The organism is Streptomyces sp. NPDC046866, assembly GCF_040704625.1.
GTDB lineage: Bacteria > Actinomycetota > Actinomycetes > Streptomycetales > Streptomycetaceae > Streptomyces.
In genome coordinates this window covers 25,171-39,106 of the sequence record NZ_JBEYXN010000015.1, presented here as the reverse complement: position 1 = coordinate 39,106, position 13,936 = coordinate 25,171, and the positions used below count along the sequence as shown (strand labels likewise).

The following is a 13,936-nucleotide window of genomic DNA, read 5'->3' as shown; positions in this document are numbered from 1 at the left end:
CGAAGCCGAGGTCCGGCAAAACCGGCCTCGTCGGCGTTTGGGGCGCGGGGTCTGGGGCGGAGCCCCAGAAGGCCGACCGGCTCTGCCGATGCCTGGGACGGGGGTCCGGCGAATTCAGCCTCGCCGGCGACTGAGGCGCAGGTCCGGGCGGAGCCCGGTGCCCGGCGAGCCGGATCCCCCGAACCCCGCGGGGACCGACCCGGGGTGGCGACGGACACAGGTCGGGGGCGGTCAATCGTGGGTATGCTCGCGGCCATGCCGCCCCAGCCACCTACCGCCGCATCGCGGGACGAACCCGTCATACGCGACCGCGGCGACGCCTGCCCCGGCGCCCTGCGGCTGCACGCCGCCGACGACGGGCACCTGGCGCGCGTCCGGATCCCCGGCGGGCTGCTGACCGCCCGCCAGGCCTCCGTCCTGGCCCTGGCCGCCGACCGGTTCGGCGACGGGCACCTGGAACTCACCTCGCGCGGCAACGTCCAGCTGCGCGGCCTCGCCGACGGCTGCGGGGCCGGCCTCGCGAGCCTCCTCGACGGCGCGGGCCTCCTGCCCGCGCCGAGCCACGAGCGGGTGCGCAACATCGTGGCCAGCCCGATGGCCGCGGACCGCGTCGTGCGCTGGGTCCGGGAGCTGGACCGGCTGCTCTGCGCCAGCACCCGCGCGACGGCCCTGTCGGGGCGGTTCCTGTTCGCCCTCGACGAGGGCCGCGGCGACGTGGCCGCGCTCGAACCCGACGTGACCGTCCTCGCCGGCACGGACGGCCGCGCGCTGCTCCGCCTCGGCGCGGCCGGCGACGCCGTCGAACTCGCCGACGCCGATGCCGACGCGCCGCACGCCGCGCTGCTGGCCGCCGAGTACTTCCTCGACACCGCCGACGCCGCCGGCACCCGGGCCTGGCGGGTCGCCGAGCTGCCGGACGAACACGCCCCGCAGGCGGCCGAGTTGGTCCGCCGCCTGGCCGCCGCCGGGATCGCGGCGGCCCACCGGCCCGAGGTGGCCTGGCCGTACGCGGCGCCGCCCGCGCCCCGGGGGCCCGGCGGCGCCGGAGAGCGGACCGCCCTGTGCGTCCTGCCCCCGCTCGGTCGGCTGAGCAGCGACCAGTGGCGGGTCCTGGTCCAGGTCGCCGACGCCGGCGACGGCGAGCTGCGCGTCACCCCGTGGCGCAGCATCGTCCTGCCGGGCGCGAGCACCCGCGGGCCCGTCGACGGCTACGCCCGCATCGAGGCCGCCGGCCTGGTCGTCGCCCCCGACAGCCCCTGGCAGTCCGTCACGGCCTGTACGGGCCGACCCGGTTGCGCCAAGGCGCTGGCCGACGTACGCGCCGACGCACGGGCCGTCGTGGAGGCGGCGGGGCCCACCGCCGGCGGCCTGCCCGTGCACTGGTCCGGGTGCGCCCGCCGCTGCGGGCATCCGCGCGGCACCGCCTGGGTCGACCTGGTCGCCACCCCGGACGGGTACGAGCTCTGCGCCCCCGGGCTGCCGGCGCCCGCGCCGGTCCCGCACGCCGGCCTGGCGGCCGCCCTCACGGCCGCACGACGTCCACGCACCACCACACCACCCCCGACGCAGTGAAGAAATGAGCGAGTACACCGTGTTCGAGTACGAGAAGGACGGCGCCGCGATCTACCGCCAGTCCTTTGCCACGATCCGCGCCGAGGCGGACCTCTCCGGGCTGCCCGCCTCCGTCGCACAGGTCGCGGTGCGCATGATTCACGCCTGCGGAATGACCGACCTGCCCCAGGACCTCGGCTACACCCCGGACGTCGTCCTGAACGCCCGCGCCGCCCTCCACGCCGGCGCGCCCATCCTCTGCGACGTGCAGATGGTCGCCAGCGGCGTCACCCGCAAGCGGCTGCCCGCCGACAACGAGGTGGTCTGCACCCTCTCCGACCCGGCCGTCCCCGCGCTCGCCGCGAAGCTGGGCACCACCCGCAGCGCCGCCGCCCTGGAGGTCTGGCGCGACCGCGGTCTGCTGGAGGGCTCCGTCATCGCCGTCGGCAATGCGCCGACCGCCCTGTTCCGGCTGCTGGAGATGATCGAGGAGGGCGCTCCGCGCCCGGCAGCCGTCATCGGCGTCCCCGTCGGCTTCATCGGCGCCGCCGAGTCCAAGGACGCGCTCGCCGCCCACCCCTCGGGCCTCGACCACCTGATCGTGCGCGGCCGCCGCGGCGGCAGCGCCATCGCGGCCGCCGCCCTCAACGCGATCGCGAGCGAGGAAGAATGAGCACCAGCAGCACCAGCAGCAGCACCAGCAGCAGCACCAGCAGCAGCACCGGCACCGGCAGCGCCGCCGCACCGGCCAAGGGCCGCCTCTACGGGGTCGGACTCGGCCCGGGCGACCCGTCACTGATGACCCTGCGGGCCGTCGAGGTGATCGCCGAGGCCGAGGTCGTCGCCTACCACAGCGCCCGCCACGGCCGTTCCATCGCCCGCTCGATCGCCGCCAAGCACCTGCGCGCCGACCACATCGAGGAGCCGCTGGTCTACCCGGTCACCACCGAGACCACCGACCACCCGGGCGGCTACCAGGGCGCGATGGAGGAGTTCTACGAAGCCTCGGCCGCCCGCCTGGCCGCCCACCTGGACGCCGGCCGCACCGTCGCCGTGCTCGCGGAGGGCGACCCGCTCTTCTACGGCTCGTACATGCACATGCACAAGCGGCTGGCCGACCGCTACGAGGCCGAAGTGGTCCCCGGCGTCACCTCCGTCAGCGCGGCCGCGGCCCGCCTCGGCACTCCGCTGGTGGAGGGCGAAGAGGTGCTGACCATCCTGCCCGGCACCCTGCCCGAGGAGGAGCTCACCGCCCGCCTGGCCGCCACCGACTCGGCGGTCGTGATGAAGCTCGGCCGCACCTTCCCGGCCGTACGGCGGGCGATGGAGTCCTCCGGGCGGCTGGCGGAGGCCCGTTACGTCGAACGCGCGACCATGGCCGGCGAGCGGACCGGCCGCCTGGCGGACATCGACCCGGAGTCGGTGCCGTACTTCTCGGTGGCGGTCGTCCCGAGCCGGATCGGCAACCCGGGCGCCAAGCCGGCCGGGCCCGGCGAGGTGGCGGTCGTCGGCACCGGCCCGGCCGGCCCGCTGTGGCTGACCCCGGAGACGAAGCGGGCGCTGGCCGACGCGGAGGTCCTCGTCGGCTACACCACCTACCTGGACCGGGTCCCGGTCCGGCCGGGCCAGGTCCGGCACGGCTCGGACAACAAGGTCGAGTCGGAGCGCGCCGAGTTCGCCCTCGACCTCGCCCGGCGCGGCAAGCGCGTCGCGGTCGTCTCCGGCGGGGACCCGGGCGTCTTCGCCATGGCGACGGCCGTACTGGAGGTCGCCGGGCAGGACGCGTACAAGGACGTTCCGGTACGGGTCCTGCCGGGCGTGACGGCGGCGAACGCGGCGGCCGCCGCGGCCGGCGCCCCGCTGGGCCACGACTACGCGACGATCTCGCTGTCGGACCGCCTCAAGCCGTGGGAGGTCATAGCGGAGCGCCTGCGCGCGGCCTCGGCCGCGGACCTGGTCCTCGCCCTGTACAACCCCGGCTCGCGCAGCCGGACCTGGCAGGTGGGGCAGGCCCGCGACCTGCTGCTGGAACTGCGCGGCGCGGACACGCCGGTGGTGGTCGCCCGCGACGTCGGCGGCCCCGAGCAGTCGGTGCGCGTGCTGACGCTGGCCGCGCTGGAGCCGTCCGAGGTCGACATGCGCACGATCCTGCTGGTCGGCTCCTCGCAGACGCAGATCACCGAACGCGGTGACGGCACCCGCATCACCTGGACGCCGCGGCGTTACGGATAGGGGCGGGAAGCGGCGCCGAGGGGGGCGGCAGGCCCGCCCCCCTCGGCGCCGGCGGCCACGGCCTAAGGGGCCAGCCAGTCCAGTGCGGCCGGGACGGACTCCGCCAGCGGGATCCCGGGCGGGACCGGCGGCCGGTTCACCACGAGGACCGGGACGCCGGCCTCGCGGGCCGCGGTCAGCTTCGGGGCGGTGGCCGAGCCGCCGCTGTCCTTGGTGACCAGGAGGTCGATCCGGTGCCGGGCCAGCAGCTCCCGCTCGTCGTCGAGGCCGAACGGGCCGCGGGCGAGCAGGACTTCCAGGCGCGGCGGCACGGGCGCGGCCGGCGGGTCCACGGAGCGGACCAGGAACCACGGCTCGGCCAGGTGCGCGAAGGCGTGCAGCCCCGTGCGCCCGGTGGTCAGGAAGACCCGGCGGCCGAGCCCGGGCAGCAGCGCCGCCGCCGCGTCCAGGTCGGCCGCGAAGGTCCAGTCGTCCCCGGGACCGGGGGTCCAGCCGGGCCGGCGCAGCGCCAGCAGCGGCACCCGCGACAGGGCGGCCGCCCGGGCGGCGTTGAAGCTCATCCGCTCCGCGAAGGGGTGCGTGGCGTCCACCAGGTGGGTGACCGCGTGGGCGGAGATCCAGGCCGCGAGCCCCTCCGGCCCGCCGAAGCCGCCGATCCGGGTCTCGCCCGGGGGCAGCACGGGGGAGGCCACGCGCCCGGCGAGGGAGGTGGTCACCCTGTACGGGGCGCAGCCGGGGCGGGGTTCGCCGCCGTCGGGCCCCGCCGCCAGGGCCTCCGCGAGGCGGCGGGCCTCCGTGGTGCCGCCCAGGATCAGGACGTGCGCCGGCCCCGCTGCGGGGGCCGGCCGCCCGGCGGCAGCCGGTTCAGCAGACATGCCGGTCGCGCTCCGGCGAGTACAGGTGGCTGTCGCGGAACTGCTCCGCGCCGAGCGTGCGGCCCACCACGATGACCGCCGTACGGACGAGCCCCGCCTCCTTCACCTGGCCCGCGATGTCGGCCAGCGTGCCGCGCAGGATCAGCTCGTCGGGGCGGCTGGCCATCGCCACCACCGCCACCGGGCAGTCGGCCCCGTAGTGCGGCAGCAGTTCGTCCACGACCCGGTCCACGTAGCGCGTGGCCAGGTGCAGCACCAGCAGCGCGCCGCTGCGGCCGAGCGTGGCCAGGTCCTCGCCGGGCGGCATCGGCGTGGCCTGCTGGGCGATCCGGGTCAGGATGACGGTCTGGCCGACGGTGGGGACGGTCAGCTCCCGCTTCAGCGAGGCCGCCGCCGCGGCGAACGCCGGAACGCCCGGGACCACCTCGTACGGGATGCCGGCCGCATCCAGGCGCCGCATCTGCTCCGCGACCGCGCTGAAGATCGACGGGTCGCCCGAGTGCAGCCGCGCCACGTCCCGGCCCGCCTCGTGGGCCCGTACGCACTCGGCGATGATCTGGTCGAGGTTCAGCTGCGAGGTGTCGACCAGGCGGGCGTCCGGCGGGCACTCGGCCAGCAGCTCCCGCGGGACGAGGCTGCCCGCGTACAGGCAGACGGGGGCGGCGGCCAGCGTCCGCGCCCCGCGCACCGTGATCAGGTCGGCGGCGCCGGGGCCCGCGCCGATGAAGTACACGGTCATCTCTACAGATCCCTCTCGTTGGCGGTGTTGCCGGTGTTGCCGGTGTCGGCGGTGACGGCTGCGGTAGCGGTAGCGGTAGCGGCTGCGGCGCGGTGGTGGGGGGCCGCGGTGTCCGGCCGCTCCGGCCGGGGCTTGGTGACGGACCACTGGGTCACCGGCATCGCCTGCCGCCAGCCCGTGAAGCCGCCCACCGGCACGGCGTGCGCGACGGCGAGCTTGACCAGTTCGCCGCCGTGGCGCCGGTAGTGCTCGGTGACGACCGCCTCCGACTCCAGCGTCACCGCGTTGACGACGAGCCGGCCGCCGGGGGCCAGGGCCTCCCAGGCCGCGTCCAGGACGCCCGGCACGGTCAGCCCGCCGCCGATGAACACCGCGTCGGGGACCGGGAGTCCGGCCAGCGCCGCGGGGGCCGCGCCGGTCACCACGCGCAGGCCGGGCACGCCGAGCGCAGCCGCGTTGCGGGTGATGCGCTCCGCCCGGTCCGGTACGCGCTCGACGGAGACGGCCCTGCAGGACGGGTGGGTCCGCATCCACTCGATGCCGATGGAGCCTGAGCCGCCGCCGATGTCCCACAGCAGCTCACCGGGGGCCGGGGCGAGGGCGCACAGGGTCGCGGCGCGCACGTGGCGCTTGGTCAGCTGGCCGTTGTGCTCGTACGCGGCGTCCGGCAGCCCGGGGGTGGCGCCCAGGCGCGGCACACCGGCGGCAGGGTCGCGGCGGCAGTCGACGGCCACCACGTTCAGCGGGTCGCCGGGCGGGTGCTCCCAGGTGTCGGCGGTGCCCTCGAAGGCGTCCTCGCGCTCGGAGCCGAGCTGCTCCAGCACCCGCATCCGGCTCGGGCCGAACCCGCGCTCGCGCAGCAGGGCGGCGATCTCGCCGGGGGAGGCCGCGCCGGCACTGAGCACCAGCACCCGGCGCCCGTCGTGCAGGGCCGCGGCGAGCCGGGCCACCGGCCGGCCGACCACCGTGACCACCTCGGTGTCCTCCACCGGCCAGCCCAGCCGGGCGCAGGCGTACGAGACCGACGAGGGGTGCGGGTGCACCAGCAGGGCCTGCGGGCCGAGTTCCTCGGACAGGGCGCGGCCGATCCCGTAGAACATGGGGTCCCCGCTGGCGAGCACGGCGATCCGGCGGCCTGCGTGCTCGGCCGTCAGCCGCGGCACCGCCGGGCGCAGCGGGCTCGGCCAGGGCACGCGCTCGCCGCCGCACTCCGCGGAGGGCAGCAGGTCCAACTGCCGGGGCCCGCCGATCAGGACCTCGGCCGAGGCCAGGGCGGCGCGCGCGGCGCCGGTGAGCCCGGCCCAGCCGTCGGCGCCGAGGCCGACGACCGTCACGGGGAAGGGGGGCGGTGCGGAGCTCACGGCGCGGATACCTCGGTGCTTCGGGGCGGGGGAGGGGCGGACCCGCAGCCTACTGGTCGGCCGGAAGACCCACGGTTCCGCCCCCGCCCACCAGGGGGCTACCCTCGGTAACCCACCGTTGTGAGCTTGCGAGGGAGCTGACATGCCCGGCTGGAGTGCCCAGGACGTCCCCGATCAGAGCGGCCGCACCGCCGTCGTGACCGGCGCCAACAGCGGGATCGGCTACGCGACCGCGCGGGAACTCGCCCGCCGCGGCGCGGAGGTGGTCCTGGCCTGCCGCAGCGCCGCGCGCGGCCACGCCGCCGCGATCCGGCTGCGCGCGGAGGTCCCCGGCGCCGAGGTGGAGTTCGCCCCCCTGGACCTGGCCGACCTGGGCTCGGTAAGGGAGTTCGCGCAGGCCTTCGCCCGCCGCCGCCCCGCGCTGGACCTGCTGGTGAACAACGCGGGCGTGATGGCCCTGCCGTACGGGCGCACCGCGGACGGGTTCGAGACCCAGTTCGGCGTCAACCACCTCGGCCACTTCGCGCTGACGGGCCTGCTCCTGCCGCAGCTGGCGGCCGCCGCGCCCGGGGCCCGGGTGGTGACCGTATCCAGCACCTTCCACGCCCTCGGCGACGTCGACCACGACGACCTCGGCAGCGAGCGGGAGTACCGCCGGTGGACCGCGTACGGGCGCTCCAAGACCGCCAACCTGCTGTTCACCCACGAGCTGGCCCGGCGGCTCGCCGCCGCCGGCTCCCCCGTGGTCGCGGCGAGCGCGCACCCCGGCTACGCCGCCACCAACCTGCACGCCGGGGCCGCACGGCAGGAGGGCCGACGCCGCCCGGCGGCCCGGCTGCTGGAGCTCGGCAACGCGGTCGTCGCCCAGTCCGCGTCCGCGGGCGCGCTGCCGGTGCTGTACGCGGCGACCGCGCCCGGGGTCCGGCCCGACGCGTTCTTCGGGCCGCGGCTGGGGTGGCGCGGGGCGCCCGTGCGGTCCTGGCGGGCGAGGTGGACCCGGGACGACGCCTCGGCCCGGCGCCTGTGGGCCGCCTCCGAAGAACTGACCGGCATCACCTATCCACCTCTGACCCCCTGACCCCTGCCCCCCGACCGAAGCGCCCCCGCCTTCGACGCCGGGGGTGGGCACATCCGGCCTCGTCGGCGTGTGAGGCGCGGGGGCCGGCACCCGCCGGCGGAGCCGCGGGCGCCCTGGTGTGAGCCCGTCCGCCCCCGGGGTGCGCCGGGGCGCCCCGGGTGGGACCTGAACCGGGGCCCGCCGGCACGGGAGACTCGCTGCCATGGACGACGATACGGACAACCACCCAGACGCCGACGACCACGCCGTGGTACTCGGTGCGGGCCTCGCCGGGCTGCTCGCCGCGCGGGTCCTCGCCCAGCGCTTCGCCCGGGTGACCGTGGTGGAGCGGGACGAACTGCCCGACGGCGGACCGGCCTTCCGGCGCGGCGTCCTGCAGTCCCGGCACGTGCACGTGCTGTGGTCGCGGGGCCTGGAGGTGATGGAGTCGCTGCTGCCCGGCATCACCCGCGAACTGCTCGCGGCCGGGGCGGCCCTGATGGAGTCCCCGCGGGACTTCCTGTGGCTCAGCTCCGCCGACTGGTTCGACCAGGTCCCCGGGGCCCGCATCCTGGTGGCGCACCGGGAGCTCATCGACTGGACGCTGCGCAGGGAGGTGCTGCGCGACGACCGGATCCGGATCCGCTCGGGGTCCCCGGCGACCGGGCTCGTCGCCACCGGGGACGGCCGCACCGTGACCGGCGTCGCCCTGCGCGAGGGCGGCCCGCTGCCCGCCCGGTTCGTGGTCGACGCGACCGGCCGCGGCTCCCGGGCGCCGGCCTGGCTGACCGCGCTCGGCCTCCCGGCCCCGGCGAGCACCCGGTACGACTCCCACCTCGGCTACTCCAGCCGCTACTACGACCTCCCGCCGGACCCCGGTCGCCGCTGGTACGGCATGTACGTCCAGGGCCGCCCCGACAGCCCGCGCGGAGGGGTGCTGGTGCCGCTGGGCGACGGCCGCTGGCTGGCGACCCTGATCGGCAACGGCGAGCACGCGCCGCCGACCGGGGAGGAGGAGTTCCTCGACTTCGCGCGCAGCCTGCGCAGCCCGGCGCTGTACGACTCCCTGCGCGACGCCAAGCCGCTGTCCTCGCCGACCGGCTTCCGCGCCACCTCGAACGAGCGGCGCCACTACGAGCGGCTCGACCGCTGGCCGGCCGGGTTCGTGGTCCTGGGCGATGCCGCGTGCCGCTTCAACCCCGTGTACGGGCACGGCATGAGCGTGGCGGCCCTGGCCGCCGAGGCCCTGGCCGAGGCGATCCGCGGGCTCGCCCCGCGGGAGATCGCGGGCGCCGCACGGCGGATCCAGCGCCGTACCGCGGCCGCGGCCGACACGGCCTGGCAGATCGCCACCAGCGAGGACATGCGGTACCCGCAGACCGAGGGGCCGCCGCCGGACCGGGCGACGAAGGCGCTCCAGCGGTACATGGAACGGGTGATCGTGGGGGCCAACACCGACCCGGCGATCTCCCGCCCGTTCTTCGGCGTGTTGTCGCTCTCGGCCTCGCCGAACATCCTGCTGAGCCCGGGCACGGTGATCCGCGTGCTGTCCAAGTGGCGGCTGCCCTCGCACCCGTCGGCCGCCGCCTACCCGCCCCACCACGGCCCGCCCGGGGGCTGACCGCCGCTACGGGGACGACGTCCGGCCGGCGACGGACCGCTGGTACAGCTTCCGGATGTCGTCGTCGAACCAGCTGCTGAACGAGGTGGTCTCGTCGCCGCCCCCGTCCCGGCCGCCGACCACGCCGATCAGGGTGTGGGCGTCGGTCAGCACCGGACCGCCGCTCGTGCCGTCGGGCACGTCCGCGCAATCCAGCCGCAGTTGCGTGGGCCCGTCGGCGCGGGCGGTGTTGAAGCAGTCCACGGGCGACTCCGCCCCGCCCGGATAGCCCACCACCCGCGCGGGGGCCGGCAGCTGCGGCCGGAACCGGATCGTCTCGGCGCCCGTGGTGTCCTCCAGCCGCTCGCCGGGCCGGCCGGGGCGGCGCAGTCGCAGGAACGCCACGTCGTGGTCGGGGTCCTGGTCCTCGCTCCAGCTGGGGTCCACGTCGATCCGGGTGGGCACCCAGACTCCGTACGGGGCCTCGCCGTCGCGGTAGCCGGGGACGAAGGCCAGGTTGGTGCGGAAGCCCAGGGCGCCCCGGTAGACGCAGTGCGCGGCGGTGGCGACGAGGTCGCCGCCGGGGGAGTGCACGACCACGCCCGAGCAGTGGTGGTCGCCGTCCCCGTCCTCACCGGGGGAGAACAGCGCCCCGACGGCGGGCTCCGCGGGGACGGTCCGCGCCGCCAGCGGCTCGGAGGGCCGCCACCCGCCCTTCCTCCAGTCGGCGGCGACCTGGCCGCCCTGCGCATGCTGCACCGGCGGGGCCGGGACCTCGCGGACCACCCCGTCGAGCAGGGCCGCGGCGGCGCGGTCGGCGGCCTGCGGGTCCTGGACGTAGCTGCCGGCCCCGGGGTCCCCGTCGGCGTGGTTCTCCAGGATGCCGCCGAACTCCCAGAGGAGGGCGGCGCCGCCGGCGAGCGCTGCGCAGCACAGGCCGAGGGCCACCCGGACACCGATGGATCGCCCGTGGCCCCTGGGGCCCTTGCTGGACATGTGGCATTCCCGCTTCCGCTGACTTGGTGGACGCCCTGTTCTACGGGGTCCGCCGGCCGGGAGTTCCGCAACGGAACGTGGCCGTCCTCACAGCCTACGGACCGTCATCCGCAGTCCTTCCCCCCGCCACCCAACTGCCCTAGTCTCCAGCCGGTTTGGCACGTGACCGACCAGTAGGCGCAGCGGGACGAAGGAGTCGAAGGCATGGCAGCAGGGATGTGGATGGCGAGGGGCATGCGGGCGCGGGCGCAGGCCCGCGCGGGGGCGGGGATCGGCGTGCGCACACGGCTCCGGACGGCGAGCGCCGCGGCGGCCGGGTTCTCCGCCCTGGCGCTCCTGCTGGGCGCGGCCGCCCCGGCGGGCGCTGCGGCCGCGGCGGCGACGGCGGGGCAGGGGGACATCCCGTACGCGGGATCGACCGGCGTCGGCGTGCACAACGCGTACGACAAGGCCAAGTACACCTACTTCGCGGACGCCCTCGACTCGGGCGCCGCCATGCTGGAACTCGACGTCTGGACCAACTTCTTCGGCAGCTCCTGGCGGGTCTCCCACGACAACCCCTTCGGCAACGACAGCAACTGCGAGAACGCCACCAGCCCCGCCCAGCTGCGCACCAAGTCCCGCAACCAGAACCTCGCCGGCTGCCTCTCCGACATCCGCAGCTGGCACGACGCCCACCCGGGCCACCGCCCGGTCGTCCTGAAGCTCGAACTCAAGGACGGCTTCGCCGCCAACCTCGGGCGCGGTCCCGCCGAACTCGACTCCCTCCTGGCCGCCAAGCTCGGCGACGCCCTCTACCGCCCCGGCCAGCTCGCCTCGGGCCACCCCGACCTGGACGCCGCCGCCCGCGCCGGCGCCTGGCCGAGCCGGGCCGCCATGGCGGGGAAGTTCCTCGTCGAACTGATCCCCGGCACGCTGGAGGAGGGCAACAGCAACGACACCCTGTGGACCGACCGGGAGTACGCCACCCACCTGCGCTCCCTCGCGGCCGCGGGCCGGCTCTCCCAGGCCGCCGCCTTCCCCGCCGTGCACCGCGCGGAGGCCGGCGACCCGCGCGCCCGCTACGCCGACGCGTCGCTGCGCCCCTGGTTCGTGGTCTTCGACGGCGACGCGAGCGCGTACGCCTCCGGCACCATCGACACCTCCTGGTACGACCGCAACCACTACCTGCTGATCGCCACCGACGCCCACAACGTGGCGCCGGCCATCGACGGCGTCCACCCGACCGAGGCCCAGGCCCTGGACCGGGTCCGGCTGATGGCCCGCAACCACGCCTCCATCGCCTCCGCGGACTGGTACCCGCTGCCCTCGGTGCTGGCGACGGTGGTGCCCCGCGGTCAGTAGGGCTCGAGGTCAGGGGCAACCGAGACGCCGGTACCCTTCTTGCGAACAGTTCGCAATAAGGGTTGGGTGTGATGCGGTGTGACGCGGCGTCGGCTTCCGGTGGTCCTCGGAATCGAGTCCTCCTGTGACGAGACCGGAGCCGGCATCGTGCAGGGCGGCCGCCTGCTCGCGCACGTCGTCGCGTCCAGCATGGACGAGCACGCCCGCTTCGGCGGCGTCGTCCCCGAGATCGCGGCCCGCGCCCACCTGCACGCCTTCGACCCCGTCGTCCGCCGGGCCCTGGACCGGGCCGGCCTGCGGCCCGGCGACCTCGACGCGGTCGCCGTCACCACCGGCCCCGGCCTCTCCGGCGCACTCCAGGTCGGACTGGCCGGGGCCAAGGCCCTCGCGTACGCGCTGGGCGTGCCGCTGTACGGGGTGCACCACCTCGCCGGCCACGTCGCGGCCGACACCCTGGAGCACGGGCCGCTGCCCGACCCGTGCGTGGTGCTGATCGTCTCCGGCGGCCACACCTCGCTGCTGCTCGTCCGGGACCTCGTACGCGAGCCGATCCTGCACCTCGGGGACACCCTGGACGACGCGGCGGGGGAGTGCTTCGACAAGGTGGCCCGGGTCTTCGGCCTGCCCTACCCGGGCGGCCCGGCCATCGACCGTGCCGCCCGCGGGGGCGACCCGGCGGCGGTGGCCTTCCCGCGCCCGCTGCGGGCGGCGGGCGGCCGGGACGCGCACGCCTTCTCCTTCTCGGGTCTGAAGACGGCGGCCGCCCGCTGGGCGGAGGAGCACCGGCGGCGCGGCGGGGCGCTCCCGGTCGCAGACGGCGCCGCCTCCCTCCAGGAGGCCGTCGCCGACGTGCTGACCCGCAAGGCGGTCGCCGCCTGCCGGGAGTACGGGGTGCGCACGCTCGTGGTGGTCGGCGGCGTCGCCGCCAACTCCCGGGTGCGCGAGCTCGCGCAGCGGCGCTGCGCCTCGGCGGGGATCGAGCTGCGGGTGCCGCCGCTGACGCTGTGCACCGACAACGGGGCGATGATCGCCGCCGTCGGCGACCTCCTGGTCCGCTCGGGCGCCGAGCCCGCCCCGTTCGACGTGACGGTCGACCCGTCGGCGCCGCTCGCGTACGCCGCCCTGCACCCCGTGGCGGCCTGACGCCGGTCCCGCCGGGACGGACCGGACGGGACCTGACCGCGGGCCTGACCGCACGAGCAGGGCCGCTTCCTCACCCTGCTCGCCAGGATCGCCGGCGCCCGCCGGATCGACCGACCCCCGGGTCGAGTCGGTGCTGCTCCCGTTCGCGGACGGCCTGACGCTCGCCAGAAAACTCTGACCACCCGGCGGGACGACAACGGGCATCCTGGGGCCTCAAGATCCCGCAAAGGAGCCCCCGTTGTCCCCAGAGCGCCACATCCCCTTCCAACGCCTGCACAACTTCCGTGACCTGGGCGGCTACCGCACCGCCGACGGGCGCACCGTCGCCTGGGGCCGGCTCTACCGGGCCGACTCCCTGGGCAAGCTTCGGACCGAGGGCGGGGACGGGGACTGGGAGCGCTTCCTCCGCCTCGGCATACGCACCGTCATCGACCTGCGCTACCCGTGGGAGATCGAGGCGAAGGGCCGGGTCCCGGAGCCCGGCCGGTTCACGTACGCCAACCTGAGCATCGAGCACCGCCCGTACGACCAGGCCGCCATCGACCCCGACATCGACCCGTGGCGCTACCTCGCCGACCGCTTCGCGGAGGTGGCCGAGGACGGGGTCGAGGAGATCCGGCAGGTCATCGAGCTCATCGCCGCCGGTCCCGGGCCCGCGGTCTTCCACTGCACCTCGGGCAAGGACCGCACCGGCCTCATCGCCGCCCTGGTCCTGTCCCTCCTGGAGGTGTCGGAGGAGCAGATCCTGGCCGACTTCGCGCTCACCGAGCTGGCCACGCAGCGCCTGCTGGCCGACTGGCACGCCGCCAACCCGGGACGCACCATGCGCTGGCCCTCGTACGGCCGCGCCCCGGCCACGGTCCTGGCCCTGACCCTCGCCGACCTGGCCGCACGCCACGGCTCGGTGGCCGCGTACCTCACCGACGACGTGGGCATCACGGAGCAGACCACGACCCGTCTTCGACAGCGCCTTCTCGACTGACCTCGCATATCAAATCGGGTATCCCCCTTGCTAGTTGGCGAGACGACTCCCAACAA

The 13,936-nt window shown here is 76.1% G+C and carries 12 protein-coding genes; 8 read left to right on the top strand and 4 right to left on the bottom strand.

Features of this window, described 5'->3' with window-relative positions:
- The first annotated feature begins 255 nt into the window (after positions 1 to 255).
- The 3 genes from cobG to AB0953_RS21710 are packed head-to-tail and all read left to right on the top strand — an operon-like array spanning position 256 to position 3,783.
- Positions 256 to 1,572: a precorrin-3B synthase gene (cobG, locus tag AB0953_RS21720; RefSeq protein WP_366861158.1), complete on the top strand. Its 1,317-nt coding sequence runs from the start codon at positions 256 to 258 to the stop codon at positions 1,570 to 1,572.
- Between the two features lie 19 nt (positions 1,573 to 1,591).
- A complete protein-coding gene (locus tag AB0953_RS21715) occupies positions 1,592 to 2,224 on the top strand; it encodes a precorrin-8X methylmutase (protein WP_366861278.1) in 633 nt (210 codons plus the stop codon).
- On the top strand, positions 2,221 to 3,783 hold the full coding sequence (locus AB0953_RS21710) for a precorrin-2 C(20)-methyltransferase (protein ID WP_366861157.1): 1,563 nt from the start codon (positions 2,221 to 2,223) through the stop codon (positions 3,781 to 3,783). The genes AB0953_RS21715 and AB0953_RS21710 overlap by 4 nt, the downstream gene beginning before the upstream one ends.
- Before the next feature lie 62 nt (positions 3,784 to 3,845).
- Here the strand turns inward: AB0953_RS21710 and AB0953_RS21705 are convergent, their stop codons facing one another.
- From AB0953_RS21705 to cbiE, 3 genes are read right to left on the bottom strand one after another with little or no spacing between them, the layout of a single operon-like run.
- A complete protein-coding gene (locus AB0953_RS21705; protein WP_366861156.1) occupies positions 3,846 to 4,658 on the bottom strand; it encodes a cobalt-precorrin-6A reductase in 813 nt (270 codons plus the stop codon).
- A complete protein-coding gene (gene cobM / locus AB0953_RS21700) occupies positions 4,648 to 5,397 on the bottom strand; it encodes a precorrin-4 C(11)-methyltransferase (protein WP_366861155.1) in 750 nt (249 codons plus the stop codon). Before cobM ends, AB0953_RS21705 begins: the two co-directional genes overlap by 11 nt.
- A gap of 2 nt (positions 5,398 to 5,399) precedes the next feature.
- Positions 5,400 to 6,758 carry a precorrin-6y C5,15-methyltransferase (decarboxylating) subunit CbiE gene (cbiE, locus tag AB0953_RS21695; protein WP_366861154.1) on the bottom strand — a complete coding sequence of 453 codons (1,359 nt, stop codon included), beginning with the start codon at positions 6,756 to 6,758 and terminating at the stop codon, positions 5,400 to 5,402.
- A gap of 142 nt (positions 6,759 to 6,900) precedes the next feature.
- Between cbiE and AB0953_RS21690 the strand changes: the two genes are divergently transcribed.
- Positions 6,901 to 7,836, top strand: coding sequence for an oxidoreductase (locus AB0953_RS21690; RefSeq protein ID WP_366861153.1), 936 nt, complete (start codon positions 6,901 to 6,903; stop codon positions 7,834 to 7,836).
- 202 nt (positions 7,837 to 8,038) lie between these two features.
- A complete protein-coding gene (locus AB0953_RS21685; RefSeq protein ID WP_366861152.1) occupies positions 8,039 to 9,436 on the top strand; it encodes an FAD-dependent monooxygenase in 1,398 nt (465 codons plus the stop codon).
- Between the two features lie 6 nt (positions 9,437 to 9,442).
- On the opposite strand, the gene AB0953_RS21680 is transcribed toward AB0953_RS21685, so the two are convergent.
- Positions 9,443 to 10,411, bottom strand: coding sequence for a serine protease (locus AB0953_RS21680; protein ID WP_366861151.1), 969 nt, complete (start codon positions 10,409 to 10,411; stop codon positions 9,443 to 9,445).
- Positions 10,412 to 10,615: 204 nt separating this feature from the next.
- Between AB0953_RS21680 and AB0953_RS21675 the strand changes: the two genes are divergently transcribed.
- The 3 genes from AB0953_RS21675 to AB0953_RS21665 all read left to right on the top strand — a co-directional run bounded on the left by AB0953_RS21675 (position 10,616) and on the right by AB0953_RS21665 (position 13,880).
- The gene (locus AB0953_RS21675) at positions 10,616 to 11,755 is read left to right on the top strand and encodes a phosphatidylinositol-specific phospholipase C domain-containing protein (protein WP_366861150.1); all 1,140 of its coding nucleotides are present in this window, start codon (positions 10,616 to 10,618) and stop codon (positions 11,753 to 11,755) included.
- Between the two features lie 99 nt (positions 11,756 to 11,854).
- A complete protein-coding gene (tsaD, locus tag AB0953_RS21670) occupies positions 11,855 to 12,898 on the top strand; it encodes a tRNA (adenosine(37)-N6)-threonylcarbamoyltransferase complex transferase subunit TsaD (RefSeq protein WP_366861149.1) in 1,044 nt (347 codons plus the stop codon).
- Between the two features lie 238 nt (positions 12,899 to 13,136).
- Positions 13,137 to 13,880: a tyrosine-protein phosphatase gene (locus AB0953_RS21665; protein ID WP_366861148.1), complete on the top strand. Its 744-nt coding sequence runs from the start codon at positions 13,137 to 13,139 to the stop codon at positions 13,878 to 13,880.
- Positions 13,881 to 13,936 lie beyond the last annotated feature (56 nt).